The sequence below is a fragment of the Pseudonocardia sp. ICBG601 genome (genome assembly GCF_020496245.1).
Map to the genome: position 1 here is coordinate 277,622 of NZ_JAHLJA010000150.1, position 19,532 is coordinate 297,153.

Here is a 19,532-nt window from a genome sequence, read left to right on the forward strand (position 1 = left end):
AGTCTGCACGGTTGCGCCGGCCCGTCCGCGCGACGACGCCCCGCGACCGGCGGGGGCCGGTGGCGGGGCGTCGCCTGCGCCGCGTGCGGGCCCGGACGGCCCGGCGGTCAGGCCGCGGCGGTGCCCTCCGGGTGGACGGCCAGCCTGGCCAGGCGCTTCTCGGTGGGCCAGCGGACGTTCCACGCCCAGCCGAGCCGCTCGAACAGCCGGATCGTGCCGGCCGAGATGTCGATCTCGCCGCGGCCGACGCCGTGCCGGGCCGAGGTGGGGTCGGCGTGGTGCAGGTTGTGCCAGGACTCGCCCATGCTGGGGATGGCGAGCAGCCAGACGTTGGTGGAGCGGTCCCGGGCCTTGTACGGCCGCTCACCGACGAGGTGGCAGATCGAGTTGGTCGACCACGCGACGTGGTGCGACACCGCGACCCGGACCAGCCCGGCCCAGAAGAACGCGGTGAACGCGCCCCACCAGGACCAGGTCACCAGGCCGCCGACGACGCCGGGCCCGAACACGGACAGGATCGTCAGGACGGTGAAGCCGCGGTGGACCCGGTCGATGTCGGGGTCGGCGAGCAGGTCCGGGGCGAAGCGGCGCTGGTCGGTCAGCGACCGGTCGAAGATCCAGCCCATGTGGGCGTGCCAGAAGCCGCGGACCAGCGCGGCGGGGGAGGTGCCGTAGCGCCACGGCGAGTGCGGGTCGCCCTCGGCGTCGGCGTAGGCGTGGTGACGGCGGTGGTCGGCCACCCAGTGCCGGACCGGCCCCTGCACGGCGAGGCTGCCCGCGAGGGCGAGCGCGATCCTCAGGGGCCGGTTCGCGGTGAACGAGCCGTGGGTGAAGTAGCGGTGGAAACCGACGGTCACCCCCAGCATGGACACGACGTACAGGCCGAGTGCGAGGCCGGCGTCGAGCCAGGTCAGGCCCCAGCCCCACGCGAGGGGGACCGCGGCGACGAGCGCGATCGCCGGGACGATCGCGAACGCGTAGACGAACAGGTGCGGAACGGGATGCCGGAGCCGGTCGGAGAAGTCGGAGCGCGGCGCGGGCCGGGTGTCGGTCACACCCTCCGATGGTTCCGGCTCGCACCAGAACGGACAGTGGGGACAACCCCCCTCACGCACCGTGAGTGGGGACTCCTCAGGCCGTGGCGGGCTGGGCCGCCTCCCGCAGCAGCGGCTTCACGCGCTCGCCGAACTTGGTGACGCCGTCGACGAAGTCGGGCCAGGTGAGCAGCGCCCCGTCGATGCCGGTGGTCGCGGCGATCTCGTCGAGCTGGGCCGCGACCCGCTCGTAAGAGCCCTTCACCACCGGCAGTGACAGGAACGCCATGTTCCCCTCCGACGCGGGACGCTCCAGCGAGGCCAGCAGCTGGGCCGAGGTGCCGTCCGGGTTGGTGTCCAGCGACGCCCCGGTGGTCATGTAGCTGATGGCCTCGAGGTCGGCGTTCTCGACGATGTGCGCGCACAGCCGGTCGGCCTCGTCGTCGGTCTCCTCGGCGATGATGCAGTACAGCGCGTAGGTGCCGACGTCGCGGCCCGCCTCGTCGCCGAGCCGGCGCACCCCGGCGGCGATGTCCCCGACCTTCGAGCGCTCGGCCATGATGAAGTTCCGGTCGCCGTGCTCGGCGGTGAACGCCTGGCCCGCCGGCGACTGGCCCGCGCAGACGATCGTCGGGGTGTGCAGCGGCTTGGGACGCATGTCGGCGTCGTCGAAGGAGAAGAACTCGCCGGAGAAGGTCGCGGTCCCCTCGCTCCACAGTGCCCGCAGCGCCCGGACGTACTCGGCGGCGTAGGCGTAGCGGCGCTCGAAGTACTCGTCGCCGGGCCACAGCCCCATCTGCGTGTACTCGGGCTTGTTCCAGCCGGTCACGATGTTGAGCCCGCAGCGCCCGCCGGAGATCTCGTCGATCGTCGCGACCATCCGGGCGGCCATGATCGGGTGGGTGGCCAGTGTGGTCACCGACGGGTAGAGCCCGATCCGCTCGGTCACCGCGGCGAGCCCGCCGAACAGGGTGAACGACTCCAGGCACTCGCCCCAGAAGTCGCTCGGCCCGCCCGACCCGCGGTGCTTCATCATCGAGAGCACGAAGTCGAGGCCCTGGCGCTCGGCCTCCTGGGTGATCGCCACGTTGTGGGCGAAGCTCGGCCGGTACTGCGGGCTGCCGGTGGACAGGATGTAGCCGTTGGTCGCGTTCGGGATGAAGACGCCGTAGTGCACTCAGACCTCCGGGGTGGACAGCTGTGTGACGGTGCTGGGCAGGTCGGCGACGTCGGCGTACTTGGCGTCGAGGTCGGCGAGGTTGCGGGCGTGGACGCCGGCGTCGCGGTCGGCGCAGGCGTCGGCGACGACGACCGGGCGGAACCCGGCGGCGAGCGCGTCGGTGGCGGTGGCGCGGACGCAGCCCGACGTCGACACCCCCGTGACGACGACGGTGTCGACCCCGCGGGCCCGCAGCGTCGCGGCGAGCGAGGTCCCGGCGAAGGCGGACGCGTGCTGCTTGGCCAGCAGCGTCTCGCCCGGCGCCGGGTCGAGGACGAGCCGGCCCCAGTCCCCGGGGGCGCCCTCGGCGAAGCAGGACAGTGCGGGGACCTTCGCGGCGAAGAACCCGGCGTCGGCGAGGTCGGCGGCGTAGCGCACGACGGTCCAGACGACCGGGTGCCCGCCCGCGCGGGCCGCGGCGACCACGGCGTCGCAGCCGCCGGTGACCCGCTCCGCGGTGGCGGCGTCCCCGAGGAAGAAGGGCCCGTCCGGCTCGGTGTAGGCGGCCACGAGGTCCACCACGACGACGGCCGGTGCCGCGCCCCAGCCGACCCGGCCCGAGAACGGCGCACCGTGCGGTCCCGCCCCGGCGCCGGTCACCGGCGGTCCCCGGTCATCACGGCGCGGGCGTTGGCGATGTGGCTGACCATCACCGCGGCGGCCCAGGCGCCGTCCCCGGCGCGCAGTGCGGCGACGATCTCGGCGTGGTGGGCGAGGCTGCGGGCCAGCGACGCCGCGTCGTAGGTGTGGAAGGTGCGCAGCACGACCGGTGCGTGCACCACGCCGGCCAGCGCGGAGGCGAGCGCGGGGGTGTCGGCGATCTCGAGCAGCCGGGCGTGGAACCGCCGGTTCAGGGCGACCAGGGCGTCGAGGTCCTGCCCGGGGCCGGGGCCGCCGACGGCGAGCATGCGGCCGGCGAGGTCGTCGAGCTGGTCGAGGTCGGCGGCGGTGGCGCGGGCGGCGGCCAGCGCGGTGGCCCGCGGCTCCAGCGCGGTACGGACGCCGAAGATGTCGTCGAGGTCGGCCTCGGAGAACGTGGCGACCCGCGCACCGCGGTGCGGGTGCAGCTCGACCAGCCCCTCCGCGGCGAGCCGGGACAGCGCCTCGCGGACCGGGGTGCGCGACACCCCGAGCCGGTCGGCGAGCTCGACCTCGCCCAGGTGGGCGCCCGCGGCCAGCGCGCCGGTGAGGATCTCCTCGCGCAGCGCGGCCTGGGCGCGCTCGGAGGCGCGCCGGGGAGTCGTGTCGACCATCGTCACCTCCGGCGTCGGAATGTATGCAACCTACGAGTGCCGCCGGTCACGCACAAGGCTCCACCTGTTGTTACGTCCGGATGACGGGCAGAGTGGGCGATGCGTGTACACAATCCAGCTCGACGAAGGGACCCCGCCGTGGCCGACCTCCTCAGCCGACCCGGGAACCGCCGGGCGCGCCTGCGTGCCCTGCTCGACGCCGGCACCCCGGTGCTCGCCCCCGGCGCCTACGACGCGCTGTCCGCGCGGCTGGTCGAGCAGGCCGGGTTCGACGTCGTCTACATGACCGGGTTCGGGACGACGGCCGGGCTGCTCGGCCGGCCCGACGTCGGCCTGCTCGGGGGAGCGGAGATGGCCGCGCACGCGGGCAGGCTGGCCGACGCCGTCGACCTCCCGCTGATCGCCGACGCGGACACCGGCTACGGCAACCCGCTCAACGTCATCCGCACCGTCCGCGACTACGAACGGGCCGGGGTCGCCGCGCTGCACCTGGAGGACCAGGTCATGCCCAAGCGGTGCGGGCACCTCGCGGGCAAGCAGGTGGTGTCCGCCGCGGAGATGGCCGCGAAGGTGCGGGCCGCCGTCGACGCCCGCACCGACCCGGACCTGCTGGTGATCGCGCGGACCGACGCCGCCGCCGTCGACGGGCTGGACGCGGCGATCGACCGGGCCCGCCGGTTCGCCGACGCCGGCGCCGACCTGCTGTTCGTGGAGGCGCCGACGTCCGAGCGCGACATCGAGACCGTCGCGACCGCGCTGGCCGGGCACCGGCTGGTGTTCAACTGGGCCGAGGGCGGCCGCACCCCGCCGCTGTCGCGCGACCGGCTCGCCGAGCTCGGGTTCGCCCTGGTCCTGTTCCCGGTGGGCACCCTGCTCGCGGCGACGGCCGGGATGCGGGAGCTGCTGGAGCGGCTGCGGGCCGAGGGCACCCCGGCGTCGCTGATCGACCGGCTCGGCGGTCTCGACGAGTTCGCCGAGCTCGCCGGGATCGGGGAGGTCCGCGAGCTGGAGCAGCGCTACCGGGCGGAGGGGGAGTGAACAGTTCCCGGCCGCCTCACGCCGCAAACGTCCCTCTACGGAAGGGTCGGTAATACACGGCCAGGAGTGGCGGGTCGATATGTCGTCCACCACACTCAGCGGAGATGACCTTGCTGACCTGCGGACGTCGACCGGAACGGGTCAGGCAGGCAGGGTCCCGGAATCGCCCCAGGCGGTGGATCGTGCAGCAGAACACTCCCCGGCTCCGCATCTGCGAACGATGCTGGTCGTCGGTCGCGGACGGCTCGGTCTGTCGGATCTTCCGGCACTCCGACCCCGCGACCCCGCTGGAGAGGCCCACCTTCTCCTACCGACACCTCGACGGTGACCCGGCGTGCAGCGGGGCGCAGCAGCCCGAGCTGGAGAGGGGGTGGGCCGCGTGAGCGCACCCCCCGTGCCGGGACGCGCGCTGCGCCCGGTCGCCGCGCCGGTGCCGGCCGCCCGGACCGTGCTGTCGCCGGTCGACCCGCTGCCGGTGTCGCCGGGCGACCTGGACCGGCTGCGCGAGAACCTCGGACGCGTGCTGGCCGGTCTGCGCTGGCCCGCCCACCGCTGGCAGGTCCTCGCCGAGGCCGAGGCGTGGGGGGTGAGCGGCGTGGTCCGCCAGCAGCTCCTCCCGCTGCCCGACGGGCGGTACCCGTCGTTCGAGGCCGTCGTCGAGGTGCTCACGGCCGCGGCGCGGGGCCGGCTGCGCCCGGCCCCGGTCCGGCCCGCGATCGGCGCCGACCGGCTGCACCCCGCCGAGCGGGCCGGTGTCCCGCCGCGCCTGCCGCGTGCCCACGGCAGGCCCGCACCCGCGCCGGGGCACCGCCCGGCCTGACCTCCGACGGGGCCGTGCGACCGCCCCGGACGGCGGCGGGTGGGGCCGAGTCGGCCGGGGTCGGCGGTCCCGAATCCGCCGGCCCCGGCCGGGGCGGCCACCCGTCCGCTCCCCAGCGACGGGTGGTGGGTCCTCGGGGTGCGTGGCCCGCGACGAGGCGGGTGCGTGCCGGTGGGAGACCGGCTGCTCACGCGAGGTGATGTATATCACGCGGTGCGGCCGGATTGGTCCGGTTTCCCCGAACCGGGCGACGGTATCGATCAAGCCGTCCGTGCGCGTGTAGACCGCGGAGCACCGGGAAGGCCGGGGGTGTCCGGGCCCGGGCGGGCCCGGCGCGGCGAGGAGGCGGACGTGGCGGGGCAGACGGCGATCGGGCTGGCGGTCGAGACGGCGGGACCGGGGGTGCGGCTGGTCCGGGTGTCCGGGCGGCTGGACCGTCCGGGAGTGGAGGCGCTGGCGCGGATGCTCGACGCCCAGGCGCGGTGCGGCCGGACCCCGGGGCACGTCGTCGTCGACCTCTCCGGGGTCAACGCCTTCGACGGGCCCGCCACCGAGCGGCTCGGCGCGGTCGTCGCCCGCTCGCGTGCCGACGGCGTGCGTCTGCACCTGGCCGGGTGCGGCGGCCGGGCGGAGCTGCTGCCGCTGCGCGCCCGCCAGGTCCTGCAGCGCTGCAGCGCCTTCCCCTCCGCCGAGGTCGCCGTCCGGACGCTGACCGCGGCCCGCGCCGGTGCTGCCGGGACCGTGCCCGGACCGCGCCGGGCCGGCGACGACCGCGCCGGTGGCCGGCCGGTCGCCTCCGGTACCTGACCCCGGCCGGCCCGGGGCCGTCAGCCCGCCGCGTCGAGGGCGCGGCGCACCGCGGCCGCGCCGTCCTCGTCGAGCTCGCCCCAGCACCGCAGCCGGGACAGCCCGCCGTCGGGGAACACGTCCAGACGCAGGTGGGTGGCCGGTGCGGCGCCGGGCAGCAGGAACCGGTGCCGGGTGTCGGGCTGCACCCGCTCGCGGTCGCGCAGCACCGTCCACGACCCGCCGGTGCGTTCGTCGCGGGTGCTGACCGAGACCCAGCCCGGCGCGTTCCCGACGAACCAGGTCGTGTCGACCTCCACGTGCCGCGGGACCCCGCCCGCGGCGAGCGCGAACTCGACCCAGTCGTTGCCGCCGTCGCGGCGCCGCGCGTTCTCCCAGCCCTCGCCCATGTGCCGCGCCTTCCCGGGCAGCAGCAGGTTGCCGGGGGAGGAGTAGAACTCGTCGGAGCAGCCGGTGACGTGCCCGCCGTTCTCCGCCGCGAGCAGGTCCACGGTGCCCTCGAGGAACCGCGGGTCGGGCAGCACCCGGCCGAGGACCCGGAACCGGGCGATCCCGCCGTCCGGGTGCATGATCAGCCGCAGGTGGGTGGCCCGGCGGGTGTCGGTCACCGGGTAGACGTTCGCGGTGTGCCCGGCGCACGCCGAGCGCGGCACGATCTCGTGCCAGGGCGCCTTCTCCAGCTCGTCAGGGGAGGGGTGGCCGTCGACGGCGGTCGCCTCGACGGCGATCTCCGGCGGGTAGTTGCCCCTGAACCAGGAGGTGTCGACGACGACGTGGTCCACCACCCCCGGCGCACCCAGGCGGACCAGCGCCCAGTCGTGGCCGGGCTCGCGGCGGCGACGGGTCTCCCAGCCGTCGTAGACCTTGCCTTTGAGACCGAACTCGTCGGGGTCGAAGCGGGGCGGGGCGGCGGTGATGAGGTTCTCGCGCTGGGCGAAGAACTCGTCGTTCGCGGCGACGACCGAGCCGCCGAGCGCGCGGGAGGCCAGGTCGATGAGCGAGGGGTCGGTCACGGTCTGCTCCTGATCATCGGGCGGGTGGGGGACGGGTGGTCGGTGGCGATCCGGGCGCCGAGCAGCCGCAGCAGCTCGGCGGCGCGGTCGACCGCGTCGCGGTGGTCGAGGGCGGTGTCGGTCAGGGCGTAGGTCGCGACGAAACCCGCGGCCCGCAGTGCGGCCGGGCCGAGGGTCACCTGCCCGGCGACGGCGACGACCGGCGTCCCGGCCGCGCGGGCGGCGGCGGCGACCCCGGCCGGGGCCTTGCCGTGCAGGGTCTGGGCGTCCAGCCTGCCCTCCCCGGTGACGACGAGACCGGCGCCGGCCAGCTCGTCGTCGAAGCCGGTCAGCTCCAGGACGGTACCGACGCCGGGTGCGACACGCGCCCCGCAGACGGCGGTCAGCGCGAGCCCCGCCCCGCCCGCGGCCCCGGCGCCGGGTGCCGCGGCGAGCGCGTCGGCGTCGGCGTCGGTGCCGGTGGCGGCGGCGAGCACCCGCACCCAGCGGGCCAGCGCGTCGTCGAGCGCGGCGACCCCGGAGGCGTCGGCGCCCTTCTGCGGGCCGTAGACGGCCGCGGCGCCGTGCGGGCCGAGCAGCGGGTTGTCGACGTCGGCGGCGAGCCGGACCCGCACGGCCGGGTCCCGCAGCCGCGGGTGCAGCCCGGCCAGGTCGAGCCGGTCGGCCCGGGCAAGCGCCGCGCCGCCCCGCCCGACCTCGGCGCCGCCGGCGTCCAGGACCCGGGCGCCGAGCCCGCGCAGCAGCCCGGCTCCGCCGTCGGTGGTGGCACTGCCCCCGAGCCCGACGACGACGTCGGTGCACCCGGCGTCGAGCACCGCGGCCAGCACGGTGCCGAGCCCCTCGGTGCCCGCGCCGCCCGGGTCGCGCACCCCGCCGGGCAGGACCGCGAGCCCGGCCGTCGAGGCCAGCTCCACCAGCGCGGACACGCCGTCGCGGGCCCAGACGGCCGTCAGCGGAGCCCCGGTGGGGCCGGTCGCGGTGGTCGTGACCGGCTCCCACCCGGCGGCGAGCGCCGCGGCGACGGTGCCCTCGCCGCCGTCGGCGACCGGGCAGCGGCGTACCGGACGGCCCGGGTCGGCGTCGGCGATCCCGGCCGCGAGCGCGGCGGCGACGGCGGCGGCGTCCAGCGAGCCCTTGAACTTGTCCGGGGCCAGCAGGATCGCGTTCACCGGCGGTGGGCCAGCGCGGTCGGGGCGTCGGCGGGGGTCTCGGCGAGGTCCTCGAACTCGGTGACGGCGTCGATCTCGGTGCCCATCGCGATGTTCGTGACCCGCTCCAGCACCACCTCGACCACGACCGGCACCTTGTGCTCCGAGGCCAGCTGCGACGCCCGGCGCAGGGTCGTGGCGATCTCGTCGGGCTCGGTGACCCGCAGCCCCACGCAGCCCAGCCCCTCCGCGACGCGGACGTGGTCGACGCCGTAGCCCTTGGGCAGCCCGGTCAGCTCCTCGTCGGCGTGCATGTTGTCGAAGGCCAGGGAGACCTGGAAGTCCATGTCGAACGCGCGCTGCGCCTGCCGGATCAGTCCCAGGTAGGAGTTGTTGACCACGACGTGGACGTAGGGCAGCCCGAACTGGGCGCCGACCGCGAGCTCCTCCAGCATGAACTGGAAGTCGTAGTCGCCCGAGAGCGCGACGACCGGGGTCGACGGGTCGGCGACGACGGCGCCCAGCGCGGCCGGGATGGTCCAGCCGAGCGGTCCGGCCTGGCCGCAGTTGACCCAGTGCCGGGGCCGGTAGACGTGCAGGAACTGGCCGGCCGCGATCTGGGACAGCCCGATCGTCGTCACGTAGCGGGTCTCCGGGCCGAAGACCCGGTTCATCTCCTGGTACACCCGCTGCGGCTTGATCGGGACGTGCGGGAAGTCGGTGCGCCGCAGCAGCGTCGCCTTCCGCTCGCGGCACGACTCCGCCCACGCGCCGCGGTCCGGCAGGGTCCCGGCGTCGCGGCGGCGGCGGGCCTCGGCCAGCAGGGCGCGCAGGGCGGCCCCGGCGTCGGAGACCACGCCGTAGTCGGGGGCGAAGACCCGCCCGATCTGGGTGGGCTCGATGTCGACGTGCACGAACCGGCGCCCGCGCCGGTAGGTGTCCAGCCCACCGGTGTGCCGGTTCGCCCAGCGGTTCCCGATCCCGACGACGACGTCGGAGGCCAGGAAGGTGGCGTTGCCGTAGCGGTGCGCGGTCTGCAGCCCGACCATCCCCGCGGCGAGCGGGTGGTCGTCGGGGATCGTGCCCCAGCCCATCAGGGTCGGCACGACCGGGACGCCGAGGATCTCGGCGAGCTCGACGAGCTCGGCGGAGGCGTCGGCGTTGACGATCCCGCCGCCCGCGACGATCAGCGGCCGCTCGCCCTCGGCGAGCAGGTCCAGCACCCGCGACGCCTGCGGGCCGGTCATCGCGGGGCGGTGCACCGGCAGCGGGGCGTAGGTGTCGGGGTCGAAGTCGATGACGGTCTGCTGCACGTCGATCGGCAGGTCGATCAGCACGGGACCGGGCCGGCCGGACCGCATGAGGTGGAACGCCTGGGCGAACGCGCCCGGCACCTGCGCGGCCTCGCGCACGGTCATCGCCATCTTGGTGACCGGTGCCGCGATGGCCGCGATGTCGACGGCCTGGAAGTCCTCCTTGTGCAGCCGTGCGACCGGCGCCTGCCCGGTGATCGCCAGGATCGGGATCGAGTCCGCCGACGCCGAGTACAGACCGGTCACCATGTCGGTGCCCGCGGGACCGGAGGTGCCGATGCAGACGCCGATGTTGCCGGGGCCGGACCGGGTGTAGCCCTCGGCCATGTGCGAGGCGCCCTCGACGTGCCGGGCGAGCACGTGGGAGACGGTGCCGCGGGCGCGCATCGCCGCGTAGAACGGGTTGATCGCCGCGCCGGGCACGCCGAACGCCTGCGTGGCGCCCTCGGCCTCCAGGATGCGGACGGCGGCCTCGGCCGCGGTCATGCGGGTCATGACGGGTCCTCTCCGTTGAGGCGCTGGGTGGTGCGGTGCAGGGCGGAGTGGTCGAGTCCGCCGTCGCCGGCGGCGCGGGTCGCGGCCACCAGCTGCGCGACGAGCGCGGCCACCGGGGCGACGACGCCGGCCTCGCGGGCCGAGTCGGCGACGATGCCCATGTCCTTGTGGTGCAGGTCGATCCGGAAGCCCGGCGCGTAGTCGCCGGACAGCATCTTCGACGCCTTCTGGTCGAGCACCTTCGAGCCGGCGAGCCCGCCGCCGAGCACCCGCACCGCGGCGTCGAGGTCCGCGCCGTGCGCCCGCAGGAACTCCAGCGCCTCGCCGAGCAGGGCGATGTTCCCGGCGACGATCAGCTGGTTCGCGGCCTTGACGGTCTGCCCGGCCCCGGACGGGCCGACGTGCACGACGGTCGCACCGACGACGTCGAGCAGCGGGCGGGCGGCGGCCACGTCGGCCTCCTCCCCGCCGACCATGATCGACAGGGCGGCGTTCTCGGCGCCCGCCTGGCCGCCGGAGACCGGGGCGTCGAGCATCCGCAGGCCGCGTTCGGCCGCGCGGGCGGCGAGGTCGCGGGCGACGTCGGGGCGGATCGTGGAGAAGTCGACCACCAGGGTGCCCGGCTCCGCGGTGTCGAACACGCCGCCGTCGCGGGTGCAGACGTCGACGACGTCGGGGGAGTCGGGCAGCATCAGGGCGACCACGTCGGCGCCGGTCACCGCCTCGGTGACCGTCGCGGCGGCCCGGCCGCCGTCGGCGGCGAGGGCCTCGGCCTTCTCCGGGCTCCGGTTGTGGCCGACGACGTCGTGCCCGGCCTTCACGAGGTGGCGGGCCATCGGGCCGCCCATGATCCCGAGGCCGACGAAGGCGATGGTGCTCATGCGGGGGCTCCTTCCCTGGTCAGCCAGCCGAACGGGTCGGCGGTGACGGGCTTGTACTCCAGGCTGACCGGGCCGTCGTAGCCGGCGGCGACGACCCGGGCGAGCAGGTCGGCGATCGGCAGGTCCCCGGTGCCGGGTTCGCCGCGGCCGGGGGCGTCGGCGATCTGGACGTGGCCGATCCGGTCGGCGTGGCGGTCGATCGCGGCCGCGGGGTCGTCGCCGTTCACGGCGAGGTGGTAGACGTCGAGCAGCAGCCGCAGGTGCGGCGACCCGACCCGGTCGAGCACGGCGACGGCGTCGTCGGCGGTCCTCAGGGGGTAGGCGTCGACGCCGCTGACCGGTTCGAGCAGCGCGACCGCGCCGATGCGGGCGGCCGCGTCGGCGGCCAGTGCGAGGCTGCGGACGGCGGTCTCGTCCTGGACGCGCGGGTCCAGGTCGTCGCTCCGGTTGCCGTACAGGGCGTTGAAGCCGAGCGTGCCGAGCCGCTCGCCGATGCCGACGGCCACGGCGACGTTGTCGGCGAACTCGCTCGCGCGGGCCGGGTCGGACAGGATGCCGCGCTCGCCGGCGGGCATGTCGCCCGCGGTGAAGTTGAGCCCGGTGAGGGTGACGCCGGCGTCGGCGACGGCGGTGACGAAGGCGTCGACCTCGTGGTCGCCGGGCACGGAGTACGCGAACGGCCACCAGAACTCGACGGCGTCGAAGCCGGCCGCCGCGGCGGCCGCGGGCCGGTCGAGCAGCGGCAGGTCGGGGAACACGATGGAGCAGTTGACGGTGTAGCGCACTTCAGGGGCCTCCTCGGTCCTCAGGCGGGCTCGGGCAGTCCCCGGTAGGCCCGCCACCCGCCGTGGGTGGTGATGTCGGTGAGCTCGTCGCGCTGGCGCTCCAGCACGCCGGGCCGCAGCCCGACGGCGAGGACGTCGCGGCCGTCGTCGAGCTCGATGACGGTGAGCTCGAGCTCCGGCGGCTCGTCGGGCAGGAAGTCGGTGCGGATCGCCGAGAGCGGGACGTCGTAGATCTCCCCGGCCAGCGCCACGCCGCCCGACGGGTCCTCCAGCAGGGCCGGGAACTGGTCGCGTACCGAGTACATGCGGTAGTGCGGAGCGGTGCGGACCCCGCCCAGGAACGGGTGGGCGGACACGTTGTGGTGGAGCCGGCCGCCGCGCATCGCGTCACCGGAACAGAAGAGGGCAGTCACCGGAGCCTCCAATCATTCCGCAATGCGGAAAAGTGATTCCGTTGTGCGGTGTGAATCGGACCACGGCATCCGGGGGCTGTCAAGCATCGTCGTCGGCGGCGACCCCTTGACGCTTGCGTGACCGGCGCCATAGCTTGATTCCGCTAGGTAAGAGATTCGTTTCACATCGCGGAAATCAGCGCGTTACGTTGGACGCGCCACGACGTGGGAACCGAGGTGGCCCCGATGACGGGACCCGGAACGAGCGACCGATCCGCAGCAGCCCCGACCGGTGAGCGGGTGGCCGCCGTGCCCGTCACGCAGGACGGGGCGGACGCACCGAGCCCCCGGCTCTACAACCGCGACCTCGCGCCGACCACCGTCGAGGGACGGTCGTGGAAGGCCTACAACATCTTCACCCTGTGGGCCGTCGACGTGCACAGCCTGGGCAACTACGGCTTCGCGCTCGGCCTGTTCGCGCTCGGCCTCGGCGCCTGGCAGATCCTGGTCTCGCTCGGCATCGGTGCGCTGGTGCTGTTCGTGCTGCTCACCGTCGCCGGGTACATGGGCTACCGGACAGGCCTGCCGTTCCCGGTGATGAGCCGGATCTCCTTCGGCGTGCGCGGCGCCCAGCTCCCGGCCCTGGTGCGCGGCGCGGTCGCGATCGCCTGGTTCGGCATCCAGACCTACCTCGCCACCCGGGTGCTCGTCGTGATGGTCCTGGCCGTGGCTCCCTCGGCCGGTGCGCTGGAACAGGTGTCGTTCCTGGGGCTGTCGGTGCTGGGCTGGATCTGCTTCGTCGTCCTGTGGGTCGTGCAGGTGGCGATCCTGCTGCGCGGCATGGACGGCATCCGCCGCTACGAGGCCGTCGCCGGCCCGATCGTGCTGGTGACCCTCGCGGTGCTCGCGGGCTGGGTGCTGTGGCAGACCGGTGGCGACATCGCGCTGTCGGTGCCCGAGCCGCTGACCGGCGGGGCGATGTGGGTGCAGATCCTCGCCGGGGCGTCGCTGTGGACGGCGATCTACGGCACCTTCGTCCTCAACTTCTGCGACTTCACCCGCGGCGCGGTGTCCACCGGCGCGGTCCGGCGCGGCAGCTTCTGGGGGATCCTGCCGAACACCCTGTTCTTCGGTGTCGTCGTCGTGGTGCTGGCGGGCGGCCAGCTGCGGATCGGCGGCCAGGTGATCTCCAGCCCGGCCGACGTCGTCAACACCATCCCCAACACCCCGCTGCTGCTGGTCGCCTCCGCCGCGCTGCTGATCCTGACGATCGCGGTCAACCTGATGGCGAACTTCGTGGCCCCCTGCTACGCCCTGTCGAACCTGTTCCCGCGGGTGCTCGACTTCCGCCGGGCCGGGGTGGTGAGCGCGCTGATCGGGCTGATCATCCTGCCCTGGAACCTGTACGACTCCCCGGTGGTGATCACCTACTTCCTGGGTGTGCTCGGCGCGCTGCTCGGCCCGCTGTTCGGGATCGTGATGGCCGACTACTGGCTGGTCCGGCGCGGACGCATCGACGTCCCCGCGCTCTACACCGAGGCGAGCACCGGCGCCTACCACTACCGCGGCGGGGTCAACCGGCGCGCGGTCGCGGTGTTCGTGCCGTCCGCGGTGGTCGCCGTCGCCGTCGGGTTCGTCCCCGCGCTGGAGCCGGTCGCGCCGTTCAGCTGGTTCCTCGGCGCCGGGATCGCGGCGCTGCTGACCGTGCTCGTCGCCCCGCGCGGACGGGAGTACCGCGCGGTCTCCGGGGAGTCGCTGGCCGTCGCACCGACCGGGGGGCACTGATGCGCATCGTCGTCGTCAACGTCAACACCACCGGGTCGGTGACCGAGGCCATCGCCGCCTCCGCCCGCGCCGTCGCGGCACCGGGCACCGAGATCGTCGGGCTGACGCCCCGGTTCGGCGCCGAGTCGGTCGAGGGCAACCTGGAGAGCTACCTGGCCGCGGTCGGGGTCGCCGACGCCGTCGCGCGCTACGCCGCCTCCGGCGAGCGGTTCGACGCGGTGATCCAGGCCGGCTACGGCGAGCACGGCCGCGAGGGCCTCCAGGAGATGCTCGACGTGCCCGTCGTCGACATCACCGAGGCCGCCGCGACCACCGCGATGTACCTCGGCCACCGCTACTCGGTGGTGACCACCCTGGACCGCACCGTCCCGCTGATCGAGGACCGCCTGCTGCTGGCCGGGCTGGACCGGCGCTGCGCCTCGGTGCGCGCCTCCGGGCTCGCGGTGCTGGAGCTGGAGCAGGACCCGGACCGCGCGGTCGCCGCGATCGTCGAGCAGGCCCGGGTCGCGGTCGAGCAGGACCACGCCGAGGTGATCTGCCTCGGCTGCGGCGGCATGGCCGGGCTGGACGCGAAGGTCCGCGCCGAGACCGGGGTGCCCGTCGTCGACGGGGTGCAGGCCGCGGTCACCGTCGCCGAGTCGCTGGTCCGGCTCGGCCTGACCACCTCGACGAGCCGCACCTACGCGGCACCCCGTACCAAGAAGATCACCGGATTCCCCCTGGAGATGTCATGACCAGCTACGACCTGGTGGTCCGCGGGAAGCGGATCATGACCACGGCGGGCGAGCAGCCCCGCGAGATCGGCGTGACCGGCGGGCGGATCGTCGCCATCGAGCCGCTCGGCAACGGCCTCGACGGGGCCCGGGTGATCGACCTCGCCGACGACGAGGTGCTGCTGCCCGGCCTCGTCGACACCCACGTGCACGTCAACGAGCCCGGCCGCACCGAGTGGGAGGGCTTCGCCTCGGCGACCCGGGCCGCCGCGGCGGGCGGGGTCACCACGATCGTCGACATGCCGCTGAACTCGATCCCGCCGACCGTCGACGTCGCGGCGCTGGAGGTGAAGCGGAAGGTCGCCGAGCACCAGGCGTTCGTCGACGTCGGGTTCTGGGGCGGCGCGGTGCCCGGCAACCTCGGCGACCTGCGCGGTTTGCACGACGAGGGCGTCTTCGGGTTCAAGTGCTTCCTGCTGCACTCCGGCGTCGACGAGTTCCCGCCGCTCGACGCCGACGAGATGGAACGCGACATGGCCGAGCTGGCCACCTTCGACGCCGTCATGATCGTGCACGCCGAGGACTCCCGGGCCATCGAGAAGGCCCCCACCCCGCACGGCGCGAAGTACGACACCTTCCTGCGCTCGCGCCCGCGCGGCGCGGAGAACCTGGCGATCGCCGAGGTCATCGAGCGGGCCCGCTGGACCGGGGCGCGCGCGCACGTGCTGCACGTGTCCTCCTCCGACGCGCTCCCGATGATCGCCACCGCGCGGCGCGACGGCGTCCGGATCACCGCCGAGACCTGCCCGCACTACCTCACGCTGTTCGCCGAGGAGATCCCCGACGGCGCCACCACGCACAAGTGCTGCCCCCCGATCCGCGAGGCGTCGAACCGGGAGCTGCTGTGGGAGGGGCTGCTCGACGGGACGATCGACTGCATCGTGAGTGACCACTCGCCCAGCACCGCCGAGCTGAAGCTGCTCGACTCCGGGGACTTCGGGCTCGCCTGGGGCGGGGTGTCGTCGCTGCAGCTGGGGCTGTCGCTGGTGTGGAGCGAGGCCCGCCGGCGCGGCATCGGGCTCGCGCAGGTGGTGCAGTGGATGGCGTCGAAGCCCGCCGACCTGGTCGGGCTGCGCTCCAAGGGCCGGATCGCACTGGGCTACGACGCCGACCTCGCCGTCTTCGCCCCCGACGCCGCCTACGTCGTCGACCCGGACCGGCTGCACCACAAGAACAAGGTGAGCGCCTACGCCGGCCGGTCGCTGTCCGGCGTGGTCCGGCGCACCGTCTTGGGCGGCCGCGACGTCGACGTCTCCGGTGAGCCGCACGGCAGGCTGCTGCGCCGCGGCTCGGTGGAGCGGGTGACGGGTGCACCCGGCGCCCCGGACGGCCCCGAGGTCCCGGCCGCACCGCCCGAGCAGGGCTAGACTTCCGTCATGCGGAAGAACGATCCCGACAGCCGTGTCGACGCCGGTGCGGACGTCACCGCGTCCGCACCGGCCCGCTCGGGCACCGTGCAGTCCGTGGAGCGCGCCGTGGACCTGCTGGAGGCGATGGCCGACGCGGGCGGCACGGTCAGCCTGTCCCACCTCGCGGCCACCTCCGGGCTCCCGCTGCCGACCATCCACCGGCTCGTCCGGACCCTGGCGGGGCGCGGCTACGTCCGCCAGCAGTCCTCGCGCGAGTACGCCCTCGGCCCCCGCCTGGTGCGCCTCGGCGACACCGCGGGACGCCTGGTGGGCATGTGGGCTCGCCCGCGGCTCGCCGGCCTGGTCGACGACCTGGGGGAGAGCGCCAACCTGGCGCTGCTGGAGGGGAACCAGGTCGTCTACGTCGCCCAGGAGCCCGGCCGGCACTCGATGCGGATGTTCACCGAGGTCGGACGACGGGTGTCGCCGCACTGCACCGCCGTCGGGAAGGCGCTGCTGTCCCGGATGCCGGTCGAGCGGGCGCGGGAGGTGCTGCGGCACACCGACTTCGTGCGGCACACCGACAACACGATCACCTCGCCCGAGGAGTACTTCGCCGAGCTCGACAAGGTCCGTGCCGCCGGGTACGCCGTCGACGAGGGAGAGCAGGAACTCGGGGTGCGGTGCGTCGCCGTCGCGCTCGACGGGCCGCTGCCCGCCGCGGTGTCCATCTCCGGCCCGACGACCCGGATGACCGACGCACTCCTCGACTCCGCCGTGCCGAAGCTGCAGTCCGTGGCCGACGCGCTGGTGGCCGAGCTGGCCCGGCAGGACGCCGCGGGGGCCTGAGGCCCGAGATGATCGCGACGGGTGAGGGGATCGGTGCCACATCCGGCACCGATCCCCTCACTCGTGATGATCACCCGATCGCACGTGTGACGGCTTCGGGCCGATCGGCCGTGGTGGGCCGGCCCGTCGGTCACCCTGCGCCGGTGACCGAACTGGAACGTCTCCTGGTGCGGCAGGGCGGACTCGTCACCCGTGCCCAGGCGATCGCCTATGGTGTCCCGGCCCGAACGGTGGCCCGGCGGGTGTCCTCGGGGACCTGGCGGGAGCGGTTCCCCGGGGTGTACCTGGTCGCCGGGCACCGGGCCACCCCGGAGACCCGGGTCCGGGCGGCGTGGCTGTGGGGCGGCGCCCGCAGCACCGTGACCGGGCTCGCGGCGGCCTTCTGGCTGGGTCTGCGCCCGGGCGCCCCGCCCGAGGTGCTGCTCGCCGTCCCGCCGACCGTGCAGCGGGGCAGGCGGCCGGGAGTCCGGCTGCGTCGACGGGCACTCGACCCCGCCGACCGGGTCGTCCACCGCGGGATCGTCGCGACGGCGCTACCGCTGACCGTGCTGGAGAGCTCCGCCGAGCTGGACGGCGACGCCGCCGCGGCGTTCCTCGACCGGGCCCTGCAACGGTGGGTCTCGTTCGCGCAGCTGCACGAGGCCTACTGCCGGGTGGCCGGTACCCGGGGTATCGGCCCGGCCGGGCGGCTGCTCGTCGCCGCGGGGGACCGGGCCGACTCCGCCCTGGAACGTCGGCTCCTGCGGCTGCTGCGCGAGGCCCGGCTCCCCGGGCTCGTGCGCGCGGTGCCGTTCGGGCCCTGGACGATCGACCTCGCCTTCCCCGCGGCGCGGGTGGCGGTCGAGGTCGACGGGTGGGCCTGGCACAGCGACCCGGAGCGGTTCCGCACCGACCGGCGCAAGCAGAACGCACTGGTCGCAGCCGGGTGGACGGTGCTGCGGTTCACCTGGTCCGACGTCCACGACCGGCCGGCGGAGACGGTGGGGCGGATCCGGCGGGCCGTCGATGATCGCGCCGCCTGAGGGGTCCGGTGCCATATCCGGCACCGAACCCCTCGCGGACGACGATCATGCGGCGGCGCTCAGTCCTCCTTGACCTGGGTGCCCGGCTTCGCCGTGACCGGCTCGTAGGAGTCCGGGCCCAGCACCTCGCCCGAGGCCAGGATCCGGATCTCCCCGGTCTGCACCAGCACCGGCGGGCCCGCCGCGACGACCGACGGCGCCGACGGCCGCCCGGGGGCGAACACGTTGAAGAACAGGTTGAGCAGCACCGCGACGATCGCCGCCGAGCTGATGCCGGAGTGGAAGATCGTCGCGAACCAGTCCGGGAAGTTCGCCCAGAAGTCCGGCGACACCACCGGGACCAGGCCGAACGCCAACGACGCCGCGACGATCACCATGTTGTTGGTCCCGCGGTACTCGACGGCGGCGAGCGTCCGGATCCCGCTGGCGGCGACCGTGCCGAACAGCACGATGCCCGCCCCGCCGAGCACCGGCTGCGGGATCGCCGAGAACACCGCGGACGCCATCGGCGAGAGCCCCAGCACCAGCAGGAGCAGCCCACCGGCGGCGACGGCGAACCGGCTCCGGATCCCGGTCAGCGCGACGAGCCCGACGTTCTGGGCGAACGCCGTCGCCGGGAAGGAGTTGAACACCGGCGCGACCACCGAGGCGGCCATGTCGGCGCGCAGCCCGTCGCCGACCCGGCGGGCGTCCACCCGGGTCTCGACGACCTCGCCGACCGCGAGGATGTCGGCGGTGGTCTCCACCATGATCACCAGGACCACGATGACCATCGAGACGGTCGCCCCGACCGTGAACAGCGGGGTGCCGAACGCGAACGGCGCGGGCAGCGCGGCGACGCTCGCCCCGCCGACGCCGGAGAAGTCGCTCAGCCCGGCCACCAGCGCGACGACGGTCCCGACCAGCAGCCCGAGCAGCACCGACAGCCGCGACAGTACCGCGATCTTCCCGGCGACGACCACCACCAGGAACGTGAACCCGGCCAGCGCGATCGAGGGCAGCGCGGCGAACTCGGGGTTGGGCACCGTCGCCCCGCCCACGGTGATGGTCTCCCGGCCGGTGATCCAGCCGGTCGCCACCGGCATCAGCGACAGCCCGATCACGGTGATGATCGACCCGGTCACCACCGGCGGGAACAGCCGTACCACCCGGGCGAAGAACGGGGTGATCAGCAGCCCGACCGCGGCCGCGACGATCACCGCGCCGTAGACGGTGCGCAGGCCGTCGGTGCCGTCGTCGCCGACGATCGCGATCATCGTCGACACCGAGGCGAACGAGGTGCCCTGCACCAGCGGCAGCTGCGACCCGAAGAACGGCAGGCCGAGGGTCTGCAGCAGGGTGGCGAGCCCGCTGACGAACAGCCCGGAGGCGACGAGCACGGCGCTCTGCGCGGGGGTGAGCCCGGCCGCGCCGCCGATGATGATCGGTACCGCGATCACGCCGCCGAACATCGCGAGGATGTGCTGGACGCCGTAGCCGACCGTCGGCCCGATCCCGAGCCGTTCGTCCTCCGGACGTGGTGCCTGTTCCGTGCTCATGGCGGATCCCCTCGGTGG

Annotated in this window: 20 protein-coding genes; 9 read left to right on the top strand and 11 right to left on the bottom strand. The window is 74.6% G+C overall.

All coding sequences use genetic code 11. The features are described 5' to 3' along the window. Positions 1-107 precede the first annotated feature (107 nt). The 4 genes from KPL57_RS46945 to KPL57_RS46960 all read right to left on the bottom strand — a co-directional run bounded on the left by KPL57_RS46945 (position 108) and on the right by KPL57_RS46960 (position 3,506). Positions 108-1,055, bottom strand: a complete 948-nt coding sequence (locus KPL57_RS46945) for an acyl-CoA desaturase (protein WP_374203879.1) — start codon at positions 1,053-1,055, stop codon at positions 108-110. Positions 1,056-1,131: 76 nt separating this feature from the next. After that, positions 1,132-2,211, bottom strand: a complete 1,080-nt coding sequence (locus tag KPL57_RS46950; RefSeq protein ID WP_226356932.1) for an LLM class flavin-dependent oxidoreductase — start codon at positions 2,209-2,211, stop codon at positions 1,132-1,134. Then, complete coding sequence (locus KPL57_RS46955) at positions 2,212-2,853, bottom strand: isochorismatase family protein (RefSeq protein WP_226356933.1); 642 nt, start codon at positions 2,851-2,853, stop codon at positions 2,212-2,214. It lies immediately after the preceding gene. Next, a complete protein-coding gene (locus KPL57_RS46960; protein WP_226356934.1) occupies positions 2,850-3,506 on the bottom strand; it encodes a GntR family transcriptional regulator in 657 nt (218 codons plus the stop codon). The genes KPL57_RS46955 and KPL57_RS46960 overlap by 4 nt, the downstream gene beginning before the upstream one ends. Positions 3,507-3,644: 138 nt before the next feature. Between KPL57_RS46960 and KPL57_RS46965 the strand changes: the two genes are divergently transcribed. From KPL57_RS46965 to KPL57_RS46980, 4 genes are all read left to right on the top strand, one after another. Then, entirely contained in the window at positions 3,645-4,544 is a 900-nt protein-coding gene (locus KPL57_RS46965; RefSeq protein WP_226356935.1) for an oxaloacetate decarboxylase, read from the top strand. A gap of 182 nt (positions 4,545-4,726) precedes the next feature. Beyond that, on the top strand, positions 4,727-4,927 hold the full coding sequence (locus KPL57_RS46970; protein WP_226356936.1) for a hypothetical protein: 201 nt from the start codon (positions 4,727-4,729) through the stop codon (positions 4,925-4,927). Continuing rightward, on the top strand, positions 4,924-5,364 hold the full coding sequence (locus KPL57_RS46975) for a hypothetical protein (RefSeq protein WP_226356937.1): 441 nt from the start codon (positions 4,924-4,926) through the stop codon (positions 5,362-5,364). The genes KPL57_RS46970 and KPL57_RS46975 overlap by 4 nt, the downstream gene beginning before the upstream one ends. Positions 5,365-5,715: 351 nt before the next feature. Continuing rightward, complete coding sequence (locus tag KPL57_RS46980; RefSeq protein ID WP_226356938.1) at positions 5,716-6,171, top strand: sodium-independent anion transporter; 456 nt, start codon at positions 5,716-5,718, stop codon at positions 6,169-6,171. A gap of 20 nt (positions 6,172-6,191) precedes the next feature. Here the strand turns inward: KPL57_RS46980 and alc are convergent, their stop codons facing one another. From alc to KPL57_RS47010, 6 genes are read right to left on the bottom strand one after another with little or no spacing between them, the layout of a single operon-like run. Continuing rightward, on the bottom strand, positions 6,192-7,184 hold the full coding sequence (alc, locus tag KPL57_RS46985) for an allantoicase (RefSeq protein ID WP_100877899.1): 993 nt from the start codon (positions 7,182-7,184) through the stop codon (positions 6,192-6,194). Next, positions 7,181-8,353, bottom strand: coding sequence for a glycerate kinase (locus tag KPL57_RS46990; RefSeq protein ID WP_226356939.1), 1,173 nt, complete (start codon positions 8,351-8,353; stop codon positions 7,181-7,183). The genes alc and KPL57_RS46990 overlap by 4 nt, the downstream gene beginning before the upstream one ends. Then, a complete protein-coding gene (gene gcl, locus KPL57_RS46995; RefSeq protein ID WP_226356940.1) occupies positions 8,350-10,140 on the bottom strand; it encodes a glyoxylate carboligase in 1,791 nt (596 codons plus the stop codon). Before gcl ends, KPL57_RS46990 begins: the two co-directional genes overlap by 4 nt. Beyond that, on the bottom strand, positions 10,137-11,021 hold the full coding sequence (locus KPL57_RS47000; protein ID WP_264199408.1) for an NAD(P)-dependent oxidoreductase: 885 nt from the start codon (positions 11,019-11,021) through the stop codon (positions 10,137-10,139). Before KPL57_RS47000 ends, gcl begins: the two co-directional genes overlap by 4 nt. Further along, the gene (locus tag KPL57_RS47005) at positions 11,018-11,806 is read right to left on the bottom strand and encodes a hydroxypyruvate isomerase family protein (protein ID WP_226356941.1); all 789 of its coding nucleotides are present in this window, start codon (positions 11,804-11,806) and stop codon (positions 11,018-11,020) included. The genes KPL57_RS47000 and KPL57_RS47005 overlap by 4 nt, the downstream gene beginning before the upstream one ends. A gap of 20 nt (positions 11,807-11,826) precedes the next feature. Beyond that, positions 11,827-12,219, bottom strand: a complete 393-nt coding sequence (locus KPL57_RS47010) for an amidase (RefSeq protein ID WP_226356942.1) — start codon at positions 12,217-12,219, stop codon at positions 11,827-11,829. 288 nt (positions 12,220-12,507) lie between these two features. On the opposite strand from KPL57_RS47010, the gene KPL57_RS47015 reads away from it, so the two are divergent. From KPL57_RS47015 to KPL57_RS47035, 5 genes are all read left to right on the top strand, one after another. After that, positions 12,508-13,983: an NCS1 family nucleobase:cation symporter-1 gene (locus KPL57_RS47015; protein ID WP_226356943.1), complete on the top strand. Its 1,476-nt coding sequence runs from the start codon at positions 12,508-12,510 to the stop codon at positions 13,981-13,983. Further along, positions 13,983-14,717: an aspartate/glutamate racemase family protein gene (locus KPL57_RS47020; protein ID WP_226356944.1), complete on the top strand. Its 735-nt coding sequence runs from the start codon at positions 13,983-13,985 to the stop codon at positions 14,715-14,717. Before KPL57_RS47015 ends, KPL57_RS47020 begins: the two co-directional genes overlap by 1 nt. Beyond that, positions 14,714-16,123 (top strand): allantoinase AllB, encoded by a 1,410-nt coding sequence (allB, locus tag KPL57_RS47025; protein ID WP_226356945.1) that lies wholly within the window; start codon positions 14,714-14,716, stop codon positions 16,121-16,123. The genes KPL57_RS47020 and allB overlap by 4 nt, the downstream gene beginning before the upstream one ends. Positions 16,124-16,132: 9 nt before the next feature. Then, positions 16,133-16,954: an IclR family transcriptional regulator gene (locus KPL57_RS47030; RefSeq protein ID WP_226356946.1), complete on the top strand. Its 822-nt coding sequence runs from the start codon at positions 16,133-16,135 to the stop codon at positions 16,952-16,954. A gap of 143 nt (positions 16,955-17,097) precedes the next feature. Then, positions 17,098-17,976: a type IV toxin-antitoxin system AbiEi family antitoxin domain-containing protein gene (locus KPL57_RS47035; protein ID WP_226356947.1), complete on the top strand. Its 879-nt coding sequence runs from the start codon at positions 17,098-17,100 to the stop codon at positions 17,974-17,976. A 59-nt stretch (positions 17,977-18,035) separates the two neighbouring features. Here the strand turns inward: KPL57_RS47035 and KPL57_RS47040 are convergent, their stop codons facing one another. After that, on the bottom strand, positions 18,036-19,514 hold the full coding sequence (locus KPL57_RS47040) for a nucleobase:cation symporter-2 family protein (RefSeq protein ID WP_226356948.1): 1,479 nt from the start codon (positions 19,512-19,514) through the stop codon (positions 18,036-18,038). Positions 19,515-19,532 lie beyond the last annotated feature (18 nt).

Coding starts and splice junctions, on each gene's coding strand:
- KPL57_RS46960 (WP_226356934.1), bottom strand. CDS start 3,506: ATGGTCGACACGACTCCCCGGCGCGCCTCCGAGCGCGCCCAGGCCGCG.
- gcl (WP_226356940.1), bottom strand. CDS start 10,140: ATGACCCGCATGACCGCGGCCGAGGCCGCCGTCCGCATCCTGGAGGCC.
- KPL57_RS47000 (WP_264199408.1), bottom strand. CDS start 11,021: ATGAGCACCATCGCCTTCGTCGGCCTCGGGATCATGGGCGGCCCGATG.
- KPL57_RS47020 (WP_226356944.1), top strand. CDS start 13,983: ATGCGCATCGTCGTCGTCAACGTCAACACCACCGGGTCGGTGACCGAG.
- allB (WP_226356945.1), top strand. CDS start 14,714: ATGACCAGCTACGACCTGGTGGTCCGCGGGAAGCGGATCATGACCACG.
- KPL57_RS47030 (WP_226356946.1), top strand. CDS start 16,133: ATGCGGAAGAACGATCCCGACAGCCGTGTCGACGCCGGTGCGGACGTC.
- KPL57_RS47040 (WP_226356948.1), bottom strand. CDS start 19,514: ATGAGCACGGAACAGGCACCACGTCCGGAGGACGAACGGCTCGGGATC.